We start from the raw sequence: 18,145 nt of genomic DNA on the forward strand, positions 1-18,145 counted from the left end.
CTTCCAGGAGGCGTCCCCATGCGCAATGAGTCGATCCGTTACCTGATTGTGCCGGGCTGGCAAGGATCGCCAGACAACCATTGGCAAAGTCACTGGCAGCGTAGTCTGCCCAACAGCGTCCGGGTCGAGCAGCGCGACTGGCTCACGCCTCAGCGGCGCGACTGGGTCCAGGCGCTGGAGCAGGCAATCGCCGCCGAACGCTCGCCGGTGATCCTGATCGCCCATAGTCTGGGCTGCATCACCGTCGCTCATTGGGCCGCCCAGGCCCGCCCGGCCTTGCTGCGCCAAGTGCGCGGCGCATTGCTGGTGGCTCCGGCGGATGTCGAGCGTCCCACCTGCTCGCCCGCGCTGCGCAATTTCGCACCGATCCCGCTGCAGCCGCTGCCATTCCCGAGTCAGGTGGTCAGTTCGGACAACGACCCGGCCGTCAGTGTGCCGCGTGCATTGCACCTGGCACGGGCCTGGGGCGCCGAGGCGGGGCTGCTGGCCAATGCCGGGCATATCAACGTCAAGTCCGGCCATGAGCGCTGGGAGCAAGGTTTTGCCTACCTCTATCGCCTGCAAGGCCGTATCGAACAGCGGGCCTTGCGCCGCGCCTGATCCGCCAACCGTTCACGTACACCAAGACGCCCGGCCGGCGGCGGCCTCGGGCGGGAGCGCGTCATGACCATCCACAACACTTTCGGTCAGCCTTTGCTGACCTTCCCCGAGCAAGACAAAAGCCCATTGAGCATCCGCGCCAAGGCGCTGGTGTTCATCGACCCTCGTTCGCAACAGCTGCGCGATGCCTTGGAGCACCTGGCACCGCAACCGGTGCCGGTGTTGATCCGCGGCGAGACCGGTACCGGCAAGGAACTGCTGGCCCGACAGGTCCATCGTGCCAGTGACCGCAGTGGGTTGTTCGTCTCGGTGAGCTGCGCGGCGATCAGCCCGACCTACGCCGATGCCGAGTTGTTCGGCTACAGCGCCGGCACCCTAGGGGGAACCGCCAGCGGCCGGGCGGGCTGGTTCGGCTCGGCCAATGGCGGCACCCTGTACTTGGACGAGATCGCCGACCTGCCGCTGGCGATCCAGGGCAAGCTTCTGGCGGCGCTGGAGAACCGCGAAGTCACCCGCGTCGGCGCCCAGCGGCCGCAGCCGGTGGATGTCCGCTTGGTGGCGGCGTCCAGTATCGACCTGGCCCAGGCCGTGCGTGCCGGGCGCTTCAACGAGCGACTCTACCTCTACCTGCGCGAAGGCCAGCTGGAATTGCCGGCGCTACGCGAGCGGGTGGGGGATATCCTGCCGCTGGCCGAATACTTCATCGGAATCTACAGCCTACGCCTGGGCGTTCCGGTGCCGCTGATCAGCGAAGCCGCCCAGCAGGCCCTTGAGGCCCATGCCTGGCCCGGCAATACCCGCGAGCTGGAAAACGTCATCCACTTTGCCCTGTTGGTGAGCGATGCCGGGGAAATCCTCCCGCAGCACCTGGACCTGCCCGACACCACGCCGCTGGCCAGCCTGGCGCGCCAACTTGCGCAACTGGGCCAGAGCCAGGAGCCGCAAACGAAATCGGCGGTGCGCCAATTGCTGGCTTCGACATTGGCGAGCCTGGGATAAACCCTGTGCTAGAGCGGGTAACCGTTGGTCAGAAGCGAATGCGGTAATGGCAATTTGTTTTAGTTATAAGCGGCTAAGCAAAAGATATTGTTCCGGAATAAAAATTCCCGGTATCGTCCGCTTCACGCCCCCATTCAAAGGGTGGGCACCGACTTCGCCATCATCAATGGCTCCAGCTTGATAACAAGGATCACCATGAAAAAAACTCTGCTGACCACTGCCCTGGCCGCTGCCCTGTCGCTGGCCGGTTTCGCCAACGCCGCCGAGAAGCTGGTCGTGGCTGCTACTCCCGTACCCCACGCCGAAATCCTCGAATTGATCAAGCCAACTCTGGCCAAGGAAGGCGTGGACCTGCAGATCAAGGTCTTCACCGACTACGTCCAGCCTAACGTGCAGGTCGACCAGAAGCGTCTGGATGCCAACTACTTCCAGACCCTGCCGTACCTGAAGAACTTCAACGAAGGCAAGGGTACTCACCTGGAAACCGTGATCGGCGTACACGTCGAGCCGTTCGGTGGCTACTCCAAGAAGGTCAAGAGCCTGGCTGAGCTCAAGGACGGTGCCACTGTCGCCATCCCCAACGAAGGCAGCAACAGCGGCCGTGCGCTGATCCTGCTGCAAAAGGCAGGTCTGATCACCCTGAAAGATCCGAAGAATGCCCTGGCTACGCCCAAGGACATCGCCGAGAACCCGAAAAACCTGAAGTTCCGCGAGCTGGAATCGGCCATGCTGCCGCGCGTGCTCGATCAGGTCGACCTGGACATGATCAACACCAACTACGCCCTGGAAGCCGGTCTGAACCCGGCCAAGGACGCCCTGGTAATCGAAGGCAGCGACTCGCCGTACGTGAACTTCCTGGTTGCCCGCCCGGACAACAAGGACAGCGAGGCCATCCAGAAACTGGCCAAAGCCCTTACCAGCCCGCAGGTGAAGGAATTCATCGCCAAGAAGTACAGCGGTGCGGTGCTGCCGGCGTTCTGATCTTCACGCCTGAAAGAAAAACGCCGACGTATTTGCGTCGGCGTTTTCGTTCATGCCCCCGATTTGGCCAGCGCCCGACGCAAGGCCAGGAGCCATTGAAGTTGCTCGTTCGAAATGGGTGGGCAGGCGCTGTTCATTGGGGGATTCCTGAAGGCTGTCTGAGTGCCCTTTGAGAGGCCATCGACAGGAAAGATCCCAGGTCAGGACGAAATTTCCGCGCCCGCCGACGAAGGGTACGCGTTGCGGCCGATCGCAGGCTTTGCTCCCAAGGGCACAGCGCCAAGCCGAAGAATGTCGCCGTACCTGTGGGAGCGGGTGGGGCTGCATGGCAGCCCCGGGGATTTCAGCTATTGCGCGGCAACCAGTTCAACAGAAACTCATTCACCACCTGCGGGCTCTCGAGACTCGAGATGTGCCCCGCGAACGGAATCTGCGCCGCCAGGCAGCCGATCAAGCGGGCCATTTCGTTGGACTCTGCCGGTGGCCGGGGAATGTCCTGGTCGCCACACAGCACGATAGTACGTTCGCCTGGCAATTCGCCCAGCCGCGCCAGCAGGTCTGGCCGGCCGAAAATCACTCGGCCCATCGGCTCGAGGCTTTCCCGGATCGCCTGGGCGCTGCTAGCCTTGAGCTGGGCGCGAAACTGCTCACGGATCTCAGGTACCGTCTGGCCCCCGGCATGGAAGAAGATCGGTACGACGATGTCGAGCAAGGCATCGCTGAACCCGCCCGCTGCGCTCGCGGCATCGAGCAGGCCAAAGTATTTCAGGCGGGTGGCGTCCGGCTCGGCGCCCAGGTAGGTGTCCATCAACACCAGGCGGTCGATGCGCTGGGGGTGCTCGATGGCCAGTTGTGCGCCCCACATGCCGCCGACCGACAGGCCGACCAGATGGCATTTCGGGATATCCAGCGCATCGAGCAATGCCAGGTGCTGGCGCGCCAACACGCTCATGTCGGTGGTGGTGGGCGGTGGCGCTGCGGAGTCGCCGTGGCCCCAAAGCTCGGGCACGATCACCCGGTAGTGTTTCGACAGTGCCTCGATCTGCGGCTGCCACATGGCCGCCGACCACAAATAGCTGTGGCCCAGCAGCACGGGGAAACCTTGGCCCTGGTCGACATAGCTCATGCGGGCGCCGTCGATTTCAATGAAGTGCTTGTGCATCGGGATCCTCGGGAGCGGGTTGAAGGTCATGGCTCGGGCCGTCACTGTACCGGCAGCAGTCGCAAGGTGCTTTGCGCTGGAATCACACCCATCTGCGCCCGTTGATATCGCCCATTGATGTAATCCTCGGCTTGGTCGCCATAGTGCGGGTCGAACAGCACACCGCTCTGGCCTACCGGGTTGATGGTCAGGGCCGCGCCGGGGTCTGCGAAATCAATCAGGCGCCGGGTTGAGGGGCCGTAGTTGACTGCCCAGGGTGCCGGACCGATCTTCGCCGAGAGGTTGTTGGGCACCTCATGGGTACCGGGTGCGGCGAAGGGGCCAACGTTGAACAGCAGGTTCAGCGGCTTCTTCACTCCCAGCGGGTGGTTGTGGGTCAGGGTGTGGGCTTTGCCCCACTGCCAGCGGGCCGGGTCCTTGCCGAACGTCTCGCGCAGGTGAGCGAGGCTGCGTTGCCAGGCCAGCTTGACGATAGCGGTGCGGTCGGTATGTTCGCTGGCGCCGCGTAGCGCCCACCAAGGCGACTCGGGATCGGCCGCCAGGCGCGGCAGGGCTGCATCGATGACGCGGGTGTTGATCAGGACCGGGAACCAGGTATCTCCCAGTTCGTCGTGCAGGGCTGCGAAGGCCAGTTCATACAGGAACTGGTTGAACAGGGTGGCACTGGTCGAATCCAGCGGGTAGTCGCCCCGCCAGGCGGCCAATTGTTCCACCAGTTCCTTCTCCTGCTCGCCCTGAGCGATGGCGCGCAAAGTGCCCAGCAGCGGTGCCAAGGTGCGTGGGCCGTAGTCGGTGGCGGTATCGAGCTGCAAAGCTTGGGTGTTTTGGGTGTCCCACTGGATACCTGGCACGGCCAGGTGTCGGTCGAGCTGGCGACCACGATCGGGCAGGTTGTAATAGCCAGGGACCGGCACGACGGCCGGAGGCTGGAAGTTGGCCGAGACGATGTAGCCGCTGGCAGGGTTCTCTTGCTGTGGGTTCACGCTGAACGGGTAGAAGCCGGGTTTGTCGGCCTGGGACGTGCTGCCATCGAGAATGAACGACGGATTGACCCCCTCTGGGCGCACCGGCAATTGCGCTGCTGCCCACCACCCGATGTCGCCACGGGCATTGGCCCAGACAAGATTCAGGCCGGGGGCATGGATCTTCGCTGCCGCGTCGCGCATCTTGCCCAGGGTATCGGCGCGGTTGACCTGATAGAAGCCATCGAGCAAGGGGTTGTCGGTTTCCAGGAATGCCCACCACATGGCAATCGGCCTAGGCCCGGCGGTGGCGCCGATCACATCGTTGACGATCGGGCCGTGGGGCGAGCGACGTAGGGTGATAGACGCGGGGGCCTGGCCTTTGACAGCGATCTGCTGCTCGACTTTTTCCAGCGGCTGCCACCTGCCAGCGACCCTGACCTGATCGGGGTCGTTCGGGTTGACCTGCTCGGCGATCAGGTCCACGTCGTCGTTCTGGAACATGGTCAGGCTCCAGCCGAAGTCCAGGTTGTGACCGAGCAGGGCGAAGGGGTTGAGCGCCTGGAAGTAGCCATACAGGTTGAACCCCGGTGCCGACAGTTCAGCCTCGTACCACACTGCCGGGACGGCAAAGCCAATGTGCGGATCGCCGGCCAGCAATGGGCGGCCGCTGCGCGTGCGGGTGCCAGACACGGCCCAGGCATTGCTGCCTTCGAACTGGGGGATGCCGGCCTCGCCCAAGGCCTCGTGACTCAAGCGTGCCAACTGCTCCAGGCTGCGCCAGTCCGCAGCAGCTAGGGGCGCGGCCAGGGCGCCGTCCGGTTGCCAGTCGAGATCGAAGATTTCCAGGTACTGAGGGCCGAGCTGATCGCGGATATAGGTCAGCGCAGGCTCGGTGCGAAAGGCAGCGGCAAAACTGTACGCCAAGTAACCGGCGATGCTGAGCGTGTCCTCGGCGGTGAAGGGGCGTGGGTTGATGCCCAGCAGGTCGAACTCCATGGGCTTGGGGTGGCTGGCCTGCCATTGGTTGACCCCGTCCAGGTAGGCCTGTAGCGCCTGCCAGGCCGGCGATTGCTGGTCCTGGCGCTGGGCCATGCGTGTGGCCTGTTCGCGGATACGCAGGCTGCGAAACAGGGTGTCGGTGGGGATCAGGTCGGCGCCCAGCACTTCGGCCAGCTCTCCACGGGCCAGGCGCCGCAGGATTTCCATCTGGAACAACCGGTCCTGGGCATGCACATAGCCCAGGGCACGGTACAGGTCAGACTCGTTCTGCGCCTGCAGATGAGGGACGCCGCGAGCGTCGTAGCGTACGCTGACCGGCGCCTCGAGGCCGGCAACACTTGTCTGGCCCCCGCGCTGTGGCTGCTTGCCTTGCACGTACCAGTAACCGGCGCCTACGGCAGCGGCAATCGCCACTGCCAGCAGGGTCAGGCTGCGCTTCATCAAGACTCCTTGTGCATTCGAGCGAAAAGTGTGGTCCGATCATCGACGGATTCGCGAACTGAGCATAGTCCCCTGGAAGGAGTCTCCATGTCCCTCAGCGAAAAACAGAAAATGCTGACTGGCCAGCTTTACCATGCCGGCTGCCCTGAACTGCAAGCCGAGCAGATCGCCAACAAGCACTGGATGCACCGCTACAACAGCAGTGTCGAGCTGCTCAACGACGCCCGCCACGCGCTGTTGGTCGAGCACTTCGGCCATGCCGGCCCAGGCGCAGTGATTCGTCCGCCATTTTATTGCGACTACGGCTACAACATCAGCGTGGGTGCCAACACCTTCATGAATTTCAATTGCGTGATTCTCGATGTGTTGCCGGTCCATATCGGCGAGGACTGCCAGATCGGCCCTGCGGTGCAGATCTACACCGCTGACCATCCGCTGGACCCCGAGGTGCGCCGCAGCGGGTTGGAGAGCGGCCGGCCGGTGCGCATTGGCAACAACGTGTGGATCGGTGGCGGGGCGATCATCCTGCCGGGCGTGAGTATCGGCGACAACGCCGTGGTGGGCGCCGGCAGCGTGGTCACCCGCGACGTGCCGGCCGGGGCGATCGTGGTGGGCAACCCCGCGCGGGTGCGTCAGCCGGCCCAAGGGCAGTAGCAGCCCTGGGCCAGGGTGTTGGACGCGTTGATCTTGCGGCCTTCGACCAGCGCCTTGAGGACCGGCTCGATGAAGCTGTTGCTGGCATTGCACACGGCGCCCTCGCTATAAGGGCCGAAGTAGGCCAGGCGGCCTTCGCGGTCCCAGATGGCCACGGCGGGAGACGCTGGCAGGTGCTCGCTGCCGGGCAGCGCGGCCAAGGGTTGGAGCGCCGCCAGGTTGTCAGGCAACTGGCCTTGGCTACCGGGCTTTTGCACCACATGAAAGCGCACGCCTTGAGGTGCGAAATGTTCGATCAGCTCGCCCAGGTGCTGCTGGTTGCCGACGTTGCAGGGGCAGGCCGGGTCCCAGAAATGCACCACCCGGATCGGGCCTGGGCCGGCCAGCTCGGCAGGCAACTGCAACTGGCTGCCCTCGAACAGCGTTGTCTGGTCGTCGAACGTGCGCAGGTAACGCGCCTGGAAACTGGCGTACGCCCACCAGAGGACGGCAGCGCAGAGCAGCAATGCGAAGGCGGTGAGCAGGGATTTACGGGTGGGCATGGTGTGTCCGCAGGATTTGGGGCAGCGAGAACCCTGTGGGAGCGGTCTGTTCTGGCAAAGGGTCTAGCTTGCCACGATGACGCCCAGAGCTGAATATCACAGGTCAATACTCGCTTCGCTGTGGATCCGCCCGATGCCCGCCACCTTTCACCCCGACCTCCTGCGCGCCAGCCTTGCGCCCTTGGCGGCCCGCCACCCTCTGTCGTCCCAAGGCCTGGACTACCAGCGTTTCTATGGCCTGGACCTGCCGGTGCGCCAAAGCTGGCTGGGCGGCTTCAAGGCGGCGGGCTTCGAGTTGGTGGGGCAGGTGTGGTTGCCGCAGCGGCCTGTGGCGACGCTGTTTCTGCTGCACGGCTACTACGACCACATGGGGCTGTACTGCCATGTGATCGAATGGGCGTTGGGTCAGGGGTTCGCGGTCATCAGTTGCGACCTCCCAGGCCATGGGTTGTCGAGTGGCGAACGGGCCAGCATCACTGATTTCGCCGTCTACCAGCAGATGCTCGATGCTTTGTTCGAACAGGCCCGTCTGCTCGACTTGCCACGCCCATGGCATCTGTGCGGGCAGAGCACTGGCGGGGCGATCGTGGTGGATCACGTGCTGCACCACGGCGAGCAGAGCCCGGCCGATGGCCAAGTGATCCTGCTGGCGCCTTTGGTGCGGCCACGCTCGTGGTATTGGTCGAAACTCAGCTATTGCGTGCTGCGCCACTTCGTCAACGGCATCGAGCGGCGCTTCAGCGAGAACAGCAACGATCCGGCGTTCCTGCCGTTCCTGGAGGCCGACCCACTGCAACCGCGGCGGTTGCCGACGGCCTGGGTCGGGGCCCTGGTGGCCTGGGTCAAGCGTATCGAGGCCGCGCCGCGCAGCGTGCGGCGACCGGTGATCGTGCAGGGGGAAGCCGACGCCACGGTGGATTGGCCCTACAACCTCAAGGTGCTCAAGGCCAAGTTCGCCGAGCCGCAGATCCTCATGCTGCCCGAGGCGCGTCATCATCTGGCCAACGAGTTGCCGGCCATTCGCCAGCGCTACTTCGCCTTCATCGATCAGCGCCTTGGCTGATCACTGCAGGTCTGCGGCGCTCCGCCCCACCGCCAGACCGGCGCGCACCGCTTCCAGGGCTGCCTTGTAGTAGGCCTTGCCCTCGGCGGATTCGGCGAAGGTGGCGAATTCCTCGAGCTCGGCGTCGGACAGGTCGCGGTAGACGTACAACAGGGTGTTGTTCAAATCCTCGCCGATCTGCTGCATCAGGCGCTGGCGCTGGCCATCGAGCAGGCTGCTGGCCTGACCTGCCCCGAACAGGCCGGGGATCATGGAGCTGAGGCTGTCGGCCGCGACGCCGGCGATTGCCAGGCTCACCTCGGCACCGGCTTCCCGGGCAGGCAGGGCCTGGGCCAGGTGGCCGATGATCAGCATACGGTTGTCGCTGGCCTGGATCTTCGGCAGGCCCTTGGCATTCTTGGCCAGTTGGTCCTTGCGCGTAGCCAGCAGTTCGGCGGCCACGACCTTGCGCCCAAGCGGCGACTGGAAGAAGGCCAGCGCAGGCGCAGGGTTGGGCAGGTTGGCGCGCAATTGCGCCTGGGCCCGGCGGTCCATGGCCTGGGCCTGGAAACGCTGGTTGCTGTTGTTGACCAGCGCCTGGTAGACCGCAGGCGGCAGGCTGTTCTTGTAGCGCTGCTGGGCAGCGCTCACGGCATCGGTGAAGTGGGCGCGCTGGTCGGGCCAGCCGGCGACCTTGTACAGCTGATCGAGACTGTCTGCCCAGACAGGCATGGTGCAGATCATCATCAGCAGCAGGGAAAACAAACGGCGCATTCAGGACTCCTGTCGGCAGGCCGCTATTGTCCTTGGGGCGGCGTGGCTTTGTCGAGACGCCGATGACGGTTGGCGGCCAAGTGGCGCTGTCGGTTTTCACGGCGAGTCGATACTATGCGCCATGCCCATCTCTCTTGAATATCCGATGCTTTCTACCATCGTCGACGACCTGGCCAACCGTGGTTGGTCCCGCCAGCCTTTTTTCCTGCCCGAAGCATTGATCAGCGCCTTGGCGGCCGAGTGCCGACACCGTGCCGCCGAGGGCGAATTGAGCCCGGCCGGCGTGGGGCGCGGCACCGGACAAGAGGTGCGCGAAGCGATCCGTGGCGACCGCATCCAATGGCTGGAGCCGGGTGAGTCCGAGGCCTGTGACCGTTACCTGACGGCCATGGACAGCCTGCGCCAGGCGCTGAACCAGGGCTTGTACCTGGGCCTCGAGGACTTCGAGTGTCATTTCGCCTTGTATCCACCAGGCGCCTTCTATCGCCGTCATGTGGACCGTTTCCGCGACGACGACCGACGCGCGGTCTCGGCCATCCTCTACCTCAACGAGAATTGGCAACCCCAGGACGGTGGCCAGTTGCGCATGTTCCTCGCCGAGGACGCGCAGCTGGATGTGCAGCCGGAGGCGGGCAGCCTGGTGGTGTTCCTGTCTGGCGATATCCCCCATGAAGTCTTGCCGGCCAGGCGTGATCGCCTGTCTCTGACCGGCTGGTTCCGCCGTCGTGGCAATGAACCGTTCTGATTTGCCCAGGGTCCTGGTCAGCGCCTGTCTGCTGGGGCAGCCGGTGCGCTACGACGGGCGCGACAGCGGGCACCCGGATCTTCTTCAGCGCTGGCAGGCCGAAGGCCGCGTGGTGCCGCTATGTCCAGAAGTGGCGGGCGGCCTGCCGACACCCCGCCCCCCAGCGGAAATTCCGGGGGGGCAGGGGGCGGCGGTGCTGGACGGGCAGGCCCAGGTAGTGACGGTGACCGGGTTGGATGTCAGCGAAGCCTTTCTTGCTGGCGCCCGGCAGGCCCTGGCGCTGGTGCGTGAACATGGCATCCGTGTGGCGGTGCTCAAGGCAGGCAGCCCTTCATGTGGCAACCGGTTGACCTACGATGGGACCTTCAGCGGCGTGAAGGTCCCGGGGGAAGGGGTGACCACAGCGCTGTTGCGCCGCGAAGGCGTGCTGGTGTTCAGCGAGCTGGAGCTCGAAGACGCACAGCGAGCGCTGGAAGGTATGGGCCACTAGCAAGGATTCGCCAGACGATAAAGGTCGATGCCCCCTGCAGCGTTTGGCACGCCATCACTGGCTCGCTGCCTGGTTCTTGAGCCACTTCTGTTCCAATGCCGTCAGACGGCCGTCGTCCTTGATGCGCTGCAGGGCATTGTTCACTGCGCTTTCGAACGCCGGGTTGTCCTTCTGGAATGGAATCACCCGTGCGTCGGCGCCATAGGGCTGGCTGATATCCAATTGCCCATCGAGTGTCTGTTTGGCATCGAGCTGATCGAGGGCGATGTCGAACTTGCCGCTCTGAACGCCAGGCAGCAACTGATCCGCAGGGGCCTCGACGAATTGCGCACGCACATCCAGTTCCTTGGCGATGGCCTGGCCCAGCTCGATTTCAAAGCCAGTCAGGTGTTCGTTTTCCTTGTAGGCGTAGGGTGGGGTATCGGATTGCACGGCAATGCGCAGCTCGCCCCGGTCGTTGACGTCGTCTATCAGCTCGGCCTGGGCCAATGGGCTGATCAAAAGTGCCAGAAGTACGCCAGTGCTCAAACGCATGAATGCCCCCATTTTCTTTTGGCAGTTGAATATGTTTCGCCGCGACTTTCTGACTTGTTACGGTCGAATGCAGGCTATGACCTTAGCTGCGCTGCAATGTTTTGAGCGGCGATCATTTTTTCTGATCCTGTCCGGCAAGACCTTGGCGCCCAATTGAACTATGGTGATTTATCGCTGCGGTTCGTTAATGGACAGTAGTCAATGAAAGTGAAACACAGGAGATGTGAATGAACAGCCTATTTTCGCGTGCTGCCGTTGCCGGCTTGTTGATGGGGGTGTCGGTGTTCGCGGGCGCCGCGGACGCGCTGAAGAGTCAGGAGCCGCCCGAGGGCGCCAAGGTCTTCATCGTTTCCCCCGCTGACGGAGCGACCGTCGACAAGACCTTCACGGTCAAGTTCGGCATCGAGGGCATGGGGCTCAAGCCTGCGGGCGATGCGACCCCGCACACGGGTCACCATCATCTGCTGGTTGATGTCGACAAAGAGCCTGCGGCTGACCAGCCGCTGCCGACCACCTTGATGCCGGAGAACAACGCACCACTGCCGGCCGGCCCGCAAGTGTTGCACTTCGGCAAGGCGCAGACCGAAGCCACCATCACCCTGACGCCAGGCAAGCACACCCTGCAACTGGTCCTGGGGGACCGGTTCCATGTGCCGTTCAAGCCAAGCGTCGAGTCGCAGAAGATCACCGTGCAGGTGAAGTAAATCCCGACTCTTTCGCGGCCCTCTGGCACAGCGAGATGCTTGAGAGCGATACATGACCTGTGGGAGCGGCGGTTCGGCGCTCCGATTTACCCGCGAAACAGACACCGTCGATACACAGGCAAAAAAAAGGAGGCCACCCGGGCCTCCTTTTTTTATGCAGCGCAGTAACTTAGAACAGCACGCGAGAGCGGATAGTACCCTTGACCTGCTGGAGTTTTTCCTGCGCCAGGTCCGAGTATTCGGCATCCACGTCGATGACCACGTAACCCACTTTCTCGTCGGTCTGCAGGAACTGGCCGGAGATGTTGATCCCGTTTTCGGCGAAGACCTTGTTGATCTCGCTGAGTACGCCGGGGATGTTCTGGTGGATGTGCAGCAGGCGGTGCTTGCCTGGGTGCGCCGGGAGGGCAACTTCGGGGAAGTTGACCGACGATACGGACGTACCGTTGTCGCTGTACTTGACCAGCTTCTCGGCCACTTCCAGGCCGATGTTGGCCTGGGCTTCGGCGGTGGAGCCACCGATGTGTGGGGTCAGGATCACGTTGTCCAGGCCGCGCAGCGGGCTTTCGAACTGCTCGTCGTTGGAGCGAGGCTCGACCGGGAAGACGTCGATGGCGGCGCCGATCAGGTGCTGGTCCTTGATCGCGGCGGCCAGGTGGTCGAGCTCGACCACGGTGCCACGGGCGGCGTTGATCAGGATCGAGCCCTTCTTCATCGCACGGATTTCCTTCTCGCCGATCATCCACTGGGTGGATGGCAGCTCAGGCACGTGCAGCGAGACGATGTCGGCCAGGCCCAGCAGCTCATGCAGGCTGGTCACCTGGGTGGCGTTGCCCAGCGGCAGCTTGGTCAGCGGATCGTAGAAGTAGACCTGCATGCCCAGGCTTTCGGCCAGGACCGACAATTGGGTGCCGATCGAGCCGTAGCCGACGATGCCCAGTTTCTTGCCACGGATCTCGAAGGAATTGGCCGCGCTCTTGATCCAGCCGCCACGGTGGCAGGAAGCGTTCTTCTCGGGGATGCCACGCAGCAGCAGGATGGCTTCGGCCAGCACCAGCTCGGCAACGGAGCGGGTGTTGGAGAACGGCGCGTTGAACACGGCGATACCGCGCTCGCGGGCTGCGTTCAGGTCGACTTGGTTGGTACCGATGCAGAAGCAGCCGACAGCGACCAGTTTCTTCGCGCAGTCGAAGATCTCTTCGGTCAGCTGGGTGCGAGAGCGAATGCCGATGAAGTGGGCATCAGCGATCTTTTCCTTCAACTCTGCTTCCGGCAAGGAACCAGTGAGGTACTCGATATTGGTGTACCCGGCAGCCTTGAGGGTATCGACCGCATTCTGGTGCACACCTTCAAGAAGAAGGAACTTGATCTTGCTCTTGTCGAGAGAAGTCTTGCTCATCTGCGTAAACCTGTATCCCGGAGAAAAAATGGCAGGGGGGTAAAGCGGCGCGGCGTCGGCCTTAGCACGAACGGCGGGAGCGCTATGCTAGCATACGCGACAGAATCTGAGCTTATCCCGACAGGTGAAGAGTGCTCAGGGTGACTATGAATAGTTCGAGAGTTCAGCCGATGACCAACACCGCGGTACTTGATGAACTGATGACCCTGGTCGACCCGAGCAAGGTTCTTACCGACCCGGCTTCGCTGGAGGCCTACGGCAAGGACTGGACCAAGCACTATCCACCGGCGCCCTCGGCGATCGTCTTCCCTCGGTCCATCGAGCAGGTGCAGGCCATTGTCGCCTGGGCCAATCGACATCAAGTCGCGTTGGTGCCCTCGGGCGGGCGCACCGGCCTCTCTGCCGCCGCGGTGGCCGCCAACGGCGAGGTGGTGGTGGCCTTCGACTACATGAACCGGATCCTCGACTTCAACGCCTTCGACCGCACCGTGGTGTGCCAACCGGGCGTGATCACTCGCCAGTTGCAGCAGTTCGCCGAGGACAACGGCCTTTATTACCCGGTGGATTTCGCCTCGTCGGGCTCCAGTCAGATCGGTGGCAACATCGGCACCAATGCCGGCGGCATCGAGGTCATTCGCTATGGCATGACCCGTAACTGGGTAGCAGGGCTGAAAGTGGTGACCGGCAAGGGTGAGCTGCTCGAGTTGAACAAGGGCTTGATCAAGAACGCCACCGGCTACGACCTGCGTCAGCTGTTCATTGGCGCCGAAGGCACCCTGGGCTTCGTGGTCGAGGCCACGCTGCGTCTGGACCGTGCGCCGCGCAACTTGACCGCCATGGTGTTGGGTACGCCGGACTTCGACTCGATCATGCCAGTGCTGCATGCCTTCCAGGGCCGGCTCGACCTCACCGCGTTCGAATTCTTCTCCGACAAGGCCTTGGCCAAGGTCATGGGGCGTGGCGACGTGCCGCCGCCGTTCGAGACCGATTGCCCGTTCTATGCCCTGCTGGAGTTCGAAGCCAGCACCGAAGATGTGGCCAACGAAGCCCTGGCCACCTTCGAGCATTGCGTCGAGCAGGGCTGGGTACTCGATGGCGTGATGAGCCAGAGCGAGACCCAACTCAAGAACCTATGGAAACTGCGCGAGTACATCTCCGAAACCATTTCCCACTGGACACCCTACAAGAACGACATTTCCGTCACGGTTTCGAAGGTGCCGGCGTTCCTGCGGGACATCGATGCCATCGTCGGTCAGCACTATCCGGACTTCGAAGTGGTCTGGTACGGCCATATCGGCGACGGCAACCTGCACCTGAACATCCTCAAGCCCGATGACATGGCCAAGGACGCGTTTTTCGCCACCTGCGCCAAGGTCAACAAATGGGTGTTCGAGATCGTCCAGCGTTACAACGGCTCGATCTCCGCCGAGCATGGCGTGGGCATGACCAAGCGCGACTACCTGGGCTACAGCCGGTCACCTGAGGAAATTGCCTGCATGAAGGCAATAAAGGGGGTGTTCGACCCGAACGGCATCATGAATCCGGGTAAGATCTTCGCTCCTGAATAAGTACGCAGTATCCAGAGGAGTCGGCCATGAGTTACCAGCACCAGTACCTAGACGGCACGCGCATCCACTTTCCCCTGGGCAAGGTGGTCTGCATAGGCCGTAACTACGCCGAACATGCCAAGGAGCTGGACAACCCAATCCCCAGCGAGCCTCTGCTGTTCATAAAGCCCGGCAGTTGTGTGGTGCCCTTGGAGGGTGGTTTCAAGATCCCGACCGAGCGGGGGGCCGTGCATTATGAAGCGGAGATTGCCGTGCTGGTCGGCAAGCCGCTGTCGACCCACCCCAGCGAAGAAGAAGTGCGCGATGCCATTTCCGGCTTTGCCCCGGCCTTGGACCTGACCCTGCGCGACGTGCAGGCCAAGCTCAAGGAGAAGGGCCTGCCTTGGGAACTGGCCAAGAGCTTCGACGGTGCCTGCGTCCTGCCGCCGTTCGTGGTCGCCGACACCTTCGAGGACCTGACCGATATCGGCATTCGCCTGTCGATCAACGGCGAAGTCCGCCAGGACGGCAACAGCGCGATGATGCTCAACCCCATCGTGCCGGTCATCCAGCATATTGCCGCTCACTTCTCCCTGCTCCCGGGTGATGTCATCCTCACCGGTACACCCGTTGGCGTCGGCCCCTTGAGGGTGGGCGATGAGTTGGTGTTGGAGCTTCCCGGCGCGAGCCGCTTCGAAAGCCGCGTGTTGTGACCCGCTGACGATGACAGTCTTATCGGGCTGTCATCGTATTCAACGCGATATTTGCCGTTTTTTTCACAAATCATCCGGATAATGCCCCGGATATTTCATTAGCCGAAGTTAGGGAGAACTCGGCGATACCAGGAAGCGCTCTTCTATGGCATTTACCTCCAGTGCTCCACGCCCAGTTCGCAAGCGCGGTATTTTCCGTCGTTGGCAGGTATGGGTAGGGGTAGTCGCAGTGTTGGGCTATGTCCTGGCGGTGATCATGCATTGGGACGATCGCGCCGTGCTGTGGGTCAAGGAGCGCTTCGAGAACAAGGTCGAGCGCGGTGAAAGCGTCTGGCTGCCGGACTACGTGGCGGACATCGATGCCAAGGTATTGCCGGGCATGTCGGACGATGAGCCATCGGACCTGGCGTTCAACCCGTTTACCCGGACCCTGTTCGCGGTAATGGGGAACAACCCTTTCCTGGTCGAGCTGAGCCTCGAGGGTGATGTGCTGCGCAAGATCCCGCTGGTGGGCTGGGACAACCCCGAAGGGGTCGCGGTGTTGGCCGATGGCCAGATCGCGATCGTCGACGAGCGCAAGCATGACATGACCCTGGTGAGCGTGGATGCCAGCACCTCCAGCTTGACCTACGCGGACCATCCGCACCACGACCTGGGCAAGTCAGCCAACAGCAACAAGGGTTTCGAGGCCATCGCCTGGGACCCTGTCCGCCAGCGTCTGCTGTTGGGTGAAGAGCGTCCGCCCAAACTGTATGCCTGGAGCACCGATGGCAAAAGCCCGCTCAAAGGCGAAAAGCAGGTTGTGCCCAGCGACCAGCTCGATGTGCGCAATCTCTCCGCCTTGTGGATCGATCCCCGCACGGGCCATTTGCTGGTCTTGTCGGCTGATTCCAACTTGCTGCTGGAACTGGACGAAAAGGGCAAACAGGTCAGCTTCATGACGTTGCTCGGCGGTTTCAACGGCTTGAAGCACACCATTCCGCGCGCCGAGGGCGTGGCGACGGATGACCAGGGCAACCTGTACATGGTGAGTGAGCCAGACCTTTTCTATCGTTTCAGAAAGAACTGACGGCATTAAGTTTTATTTCAGTCGACCATGATTAGATTCCGGCCTTTCTTATCGGATCTATCTTCATGTGTCGTCGTTCACGCCTGTTCCTTGTTCTGGTGCCGTGCCTTGCGCTGCTGGCGGGTGGATTGGCCGCCCATGAGTTTCGTCTGTTCGAGCGTGGCTGGTTCAATCTTCAGGCTTGGTGGCAGCCTGCCGAGCAGGGCATAGGCCTTGATCGTTACCGTGTGACGCTCGAAGCCCAGCCTATCGCAGGGCTGGATGACGATATCTCGGCGCTGACCTTCGACCCCGACCGCAAGACCCTCTTTACCGTCACCAACAAACGCTCCGAACTCATCGAACTGTCGCTGGAAGGTCGCATCCTGCGCCGCGTCCCCCTGACCGGCTTCAGCGATCCCGAGGCGGTGGAATACGTGGGAACCAACAGTTATGTGATCACCGACGAGCGTGAGCAGCGGCTGATCCGCGTGCATCTGGACGACGACACACTGTTTCTCGACGCCAACGATGCCGAGCAGCTCACCTTGGCCATTGGCCGTAATGGCAACAAGGGCTTCGAAGGCCTGGCCTACGACTCGGCAGGCAAGCGCCTGTTCGTGGCCAAGGAGCGCGACCCGATGATGATCTACGAGATTCACGGCTTCCCCCACGGAAAACCCGGAAAACCCTATGCGGTGCATGTGGTGCAGGACCGCAAGCGCGATTCGCGGTTGTTCGTGCGTGACCTGTCGAGCCTGCAGTTCGACGAGCGCACGGGGCATTTGCTGGCGCTGTCGGATGAGTCTCGGTTGGTGGTGGAACTGGATGTGGAGGGCCGGCCGCTGAGCACGCTTTCGTTGAACAAAGGCTTTCAGGGGCTCAAGCGCAGTGTGCCGCAGGCCGAGGGCCTGGCCATGGACGAGGAGGGGACCATCTATCTGGTCAGTGAGCCGAACCTGTTCTACGTCTTCAGGCAATCGACAGATTGAACGCGGGTCGCTAGCAGGTCTGAGCTCAAAGTCGCCAACTCCCACCGGATACCGGTGGAAACTGGCGAAGTCTTCAACGGGCTGCAATGCAGCCCCAGAAGGGTTACTCGGCCTTGAGCGTCTTGACGCCTTCGGCGGTGCCGAGCAGCAGCAGGTCCGCCGGACGCGCCGCGAACAGGCCGTTGGTGACTACGCCGACGATGGCGTTGATCTGCGACTCCAGGCCGACCGGGTCGGTGATTTGCAGGTTGTGCACGTCAAGAATGACGTTGCCGTTGTCGGTCACTACGCCTTCGCGATACACCGGGTCGCCGCCGAGCTTGACCAACTGGCGAGCCACGTGGCTGCGGGCCATGGGGATCACCTCGACCGGCAGCGGGAAGGCGCCCAGCACGGGCACCAGCTTGCTGGCGTCGGCAATGCAGATGAAGGTCTTGGCCACCGCCGCGACGATCTTCTCCCGGGTCAGGGCCGCACCGCCGCCCTTGATCAGGTTCAGGTGCGCATCGCTCTCGTCGGCACCGTCCACATAGAACTCCAGTTCGCTGACACTGTTGAGTTCGTACACCGGGATGCCATGGGACTTCAGGCGCTCGGCGGTGGCTTCGGAGCTGGCGACAGCGCCGTCGAAGGCGGTCTTGTGCTTGGCCAGGGCATCGATGAAGAAGTTGGCGGTCGAACCGGTGCCGACGCCGACGACGCTTTTCTCATCCAGCTTGGGCAGAATGAAGTCGACGGCAGCCTGGGCGACGGCCTGTTTGAGTTGGTCCTGGGTCATGCGGGCTCCGAGAGGGGCGGGATTTCAAAGCCCGGT

19 protein-coding genes are annotated in these 18,145 nt (G+C 62.8%); 12 read left to right on the forward strand and 7 right to left on the reverse strand.

Going from position 1 to position 18,145, the window contains the following annotated elements; all coding sequences use genetic code 11:
• The first annotated feature begins 18 nt into the window (after positions 1-18).
• The 3 genes from R6G97_RS10855 to R6G97_RS10865 all read left to right on the forward strand — a co-directional run bounded on the left by R6G97_RS10855 (position 19) and on the right by R6G97_RS10865 (position 2,580).
• Positions 19-600: an alpha/beta hydrolase gene (locus tag R6G97_RS10855; protein ID WP_070571765.1), complete on the forward strand. Its 582-nt coding sequence runs from the start codon at positions 19-21 to the stop codon at positions 598-600.
• A gap of 63 nt (positions 601-663) precedes the next feature.
• Positions 664-1,599, forward strand: a complete 936-nt coding sequence (locus R6G97_RS10860; protein ID WP_090343451.1) for a sigma 54-interacting transcriptional regulator — start codon at positions 664-666, stop codon at positions 1,597-1,599.
• Positions 1,600-1,794: 195 nt separating this feature from the next.
• A complete protein-coding gene (locus R6G97_RS10865; RefSeq protein ID WP_043211500.1) occupies positions 1,795-2,580 on the forward strand; it encodes a MetQ/NlpA family ABC transporter substrate-binding protein in 786 nt (261 codons plus the stop codon).
• Positions 2,581-2,923: 343 nt separating this feature from the next.
• On the opposite strand, the gene R6G97_RS10870 is transcribed toward R6G97_RS10865, so the two are convergent.
• Positions 2,924-3,742, reverse strand: a complete 819-nt coding sequence (locus R6G97_RS10870) for an alpha/beta fold hydrolase (RefSeq protein ID WP_102081408.1) — start codon at positions 3,740-3,742, stop codon at positions 2,924-2,926.
• 41 nt (positions 3,743-3,783) lie between these two features.
• Entirely contained in the window at positions 3,784-6,147 is a 2,364-nt protein-coding gene (locus tag R6G97_RS10875; protein WP_317848086.1) for a penicillin acylase family protein, read from the reverse strand.
• Between the two features lie 87 nt (positions 6,148-6,234).
• On the opposite strand from R6G97_RS10875, the gene R6G97_RS10880 reads away from it, so the two are divergent.
• A complete protein-coding gene (locus R6G97_RS10880; protein ID WP_043211492.1) occupies positions 6,235-6,801 on the forward strand; it encodes a sugar O-acetyltransferase in 567 nt (188 codons plus the stop codon).
• On the opposite strand, the gene R6G97_RS10885 is transcribed toward R6G97_RS10880, so the two are convergent.
• Positions 6,780-7,343: a DUF6436 domain-containing protein gene (locus R6G97_RS10885; protein ID WP_043211490.1), complete on the reverse strand. Its 564-nt coding sequence runs from the start codon at positions 7,341-7,343 to the stop codon at positions 6,780-6,782. The two genes, R6G97_RS10880 and R6G97_RS10885, sit on opposite strands and share 22 nt — an antisense overlap.
• Positions 7,344-7,476: 133 nt before the next feature.
• On the opposite strand from R6G97_RS10885, the gene R6G97_RS10890 reads away from it, so the two are divergent.
• Positions 7,477-8,406, forward strand: coding sequence for an alpha/beta hydrolase (locus R6G97_RS10890; RefSeq protein ID WP_090343441.1), 930 nt, complete (start codon positions 7,477-7,479; stop codon positions 8,404-8,406).
• On the opposite strand, the gene R6G97_RS10895 is transcribed toward R6G97_RS10890, so the two are convergent.
• A complete protein-coding gene (locus R6G97_RS10895; RefSeq protein WP_090343438.1) occupies positions 8,407-9,159 on the reverse strand; it encodes a DUF2059 domain-containing protein in 753 nt (250 codons plus the stop codon).
• Between the two features lie 121 nt (positions 9,160-9,280).
• Here R6G97_RS10895 and R6G97_RS10900 point away from each other — a divergent pair, with 121 nt between their 5' ends.
• On the forward strand, positions 9,281-9,904 hold the full coding sequence (locus tag R6G97_RS10900; protein ID WP_090343435.1) for a 2OG-Fe(II) oxygenase: 624 nt from the start codon (positions 9,281-9,283) through the stop codon (positions 9,902-9,904).
• Positions 9,891-10,394, forward strand: a complete 504-nt coding sequence (locus tag R6G97_RS10905) for a DUF523 domain-containing protein (RefSeq protein WP_102081412.1) — start codon at positions 9,891-9,893, stop codon at positions 10,392-10,394. Before R6G97_RS10900 ends, R6G97_RS10905 begins: the two co-directional genes overlap by 14 nt.
• 54 nt (positions 10,395-10,448) lie before the next feature.
• Here R6G97_RS10905 and R6G97_RS10910 read toward each other — a convergent pair whose 3' ends face one another.
• Positions 10,449-10,928 (reverse strand): transporter substrate-binding domain-containing protein, encoded by a 480-nt coding sequence (locus R6G97_RS10910; RefSeq protein WP_043211568.1) that lies wholly within the window; start codon positions 10,926-10,928, stop codon positions 10,449-10,451.
• A gap of 227 nt (positions 10,929-11,155) precedes the next feature.
• On the opposite strand from R6G97_RS10910, the gene R6G97_RS10915 reads away from it, so the two are divergent.
• Positions 11,156-11,632 (forward strand): DUF4399 domain-containing protein, encoded by a 477-nt coding sequence (locus R6G97_RS10915; protein ID WP_043211481.1) that lies wholly within the window; start codon positions 11,156-11,158, stop codon positions 11,630-11,632.
• Positions 11,633-11,801: 169 nt separating this feature from the next.
• Here the strand turns inward: R6G97_RS10915 and serA are convergent, their stop codons facing one another.
• Complete coding sequence (gene serA / locus R6G97_RS10920; RefSeq protein ID WP_043211478.1) at positions 11,802-13,031, reverse strand: phosphoglycerate dehydrogenase; 1,230 nt, start codon at positions 13,029-13,031, stop codon at positions 11,802-11,804.
• 170 nt (positions 13,032-13,201) lie between these two features.
• Between serA and R6G97_RS10925 the strand changes: the two genes are divergently transcribed.
• The 4 genes from R6G97_RS10925 to R6G97_RS10940 all read left to right on the forward strand — a co-directional run bounded on the left by R6G97_RS10925 (position 13,202) and on the right by R6G97_RS10940 (position 17,331).
• Positions 13,202-14,599, forward strand: a complete 1,398-nt coding sequence (locus tag R6G97_RS10925; RefSeq protein ID WP_317848087.1) for an FAD-binding oxidoreductase — start codon at positions 13,202-13,204, stop codon at positions 14,597-14,599.
• A gap of 26 nt (positions 14,600-14,625) precedes the next feature.
• Positions 14,626-15,291 (forward strand): fumarylacetoacetate hydrolase family protein, encoded by a 666-nt coding sequence (locus R6G97_RS10930; protein ID WP_102081413.1) that lies wholly within the window; start codon positions 14,626-14,628, stop codon positions 15,289-15,291.
• 145 nt (positions 15,292-15,436) lie between these two features.
• A complete protein-coding gene (locus R6G97_RS10935; protein WP_182942137.1) occupies positions 15,437-16,360 on the forward strand; it encodes an SdiA-regulated domain-containing protein in 924 nt (307 codons plus the stop codon).
• Between the two features lie 65 nt (positions 16,361-16,425).
• Positions 16,426-17,331 carry an SdiA-regulated domain-containing protein gene (locus R6G97_RS10940; RefSeq protein WP_317848088.1) on the forward strand — a complete coding sequence of 302 codons (906 nt, stop codon included), beginning with the start codon at positions 16,426-16,428 and terminating at the stop codon, positions 17,329-17,331.
• A gap of 103 nt (positions 17,332-17,434) precedes the next feature.
• On the opposite strand, the gene rpiA is transcribed toward R6G97_RS10940, so the two are convergent.
• Positions 17,435-18,109 carry a ribose-5-phosphate isomerase RpiA gene (gene rpiA / locus R6G97_RS10945; RefSeq protein WP_043211467.1) on the reverse strand — a complete coding sequence of 225 codons (675 nt, stop codon included), beginning with the start codon at positions 18,107-18,109 and terminating at the stop codon, positions 17,435-17,437.
• Positions 18,110-18,145 lie beyond the last annotated feature (36 nt).

The organism is Pseudomonas sp. HTZ2, assembly GCF_033173945.1.
Taxonomy (GTDB): domain Bacteria; phylum Pseudomonadota; class Gammaproteobacteria; order Pseudomonadales; family Pseudomonadaceae; genus Aquipseudomonas; species Aquipseudomonas guariconensis.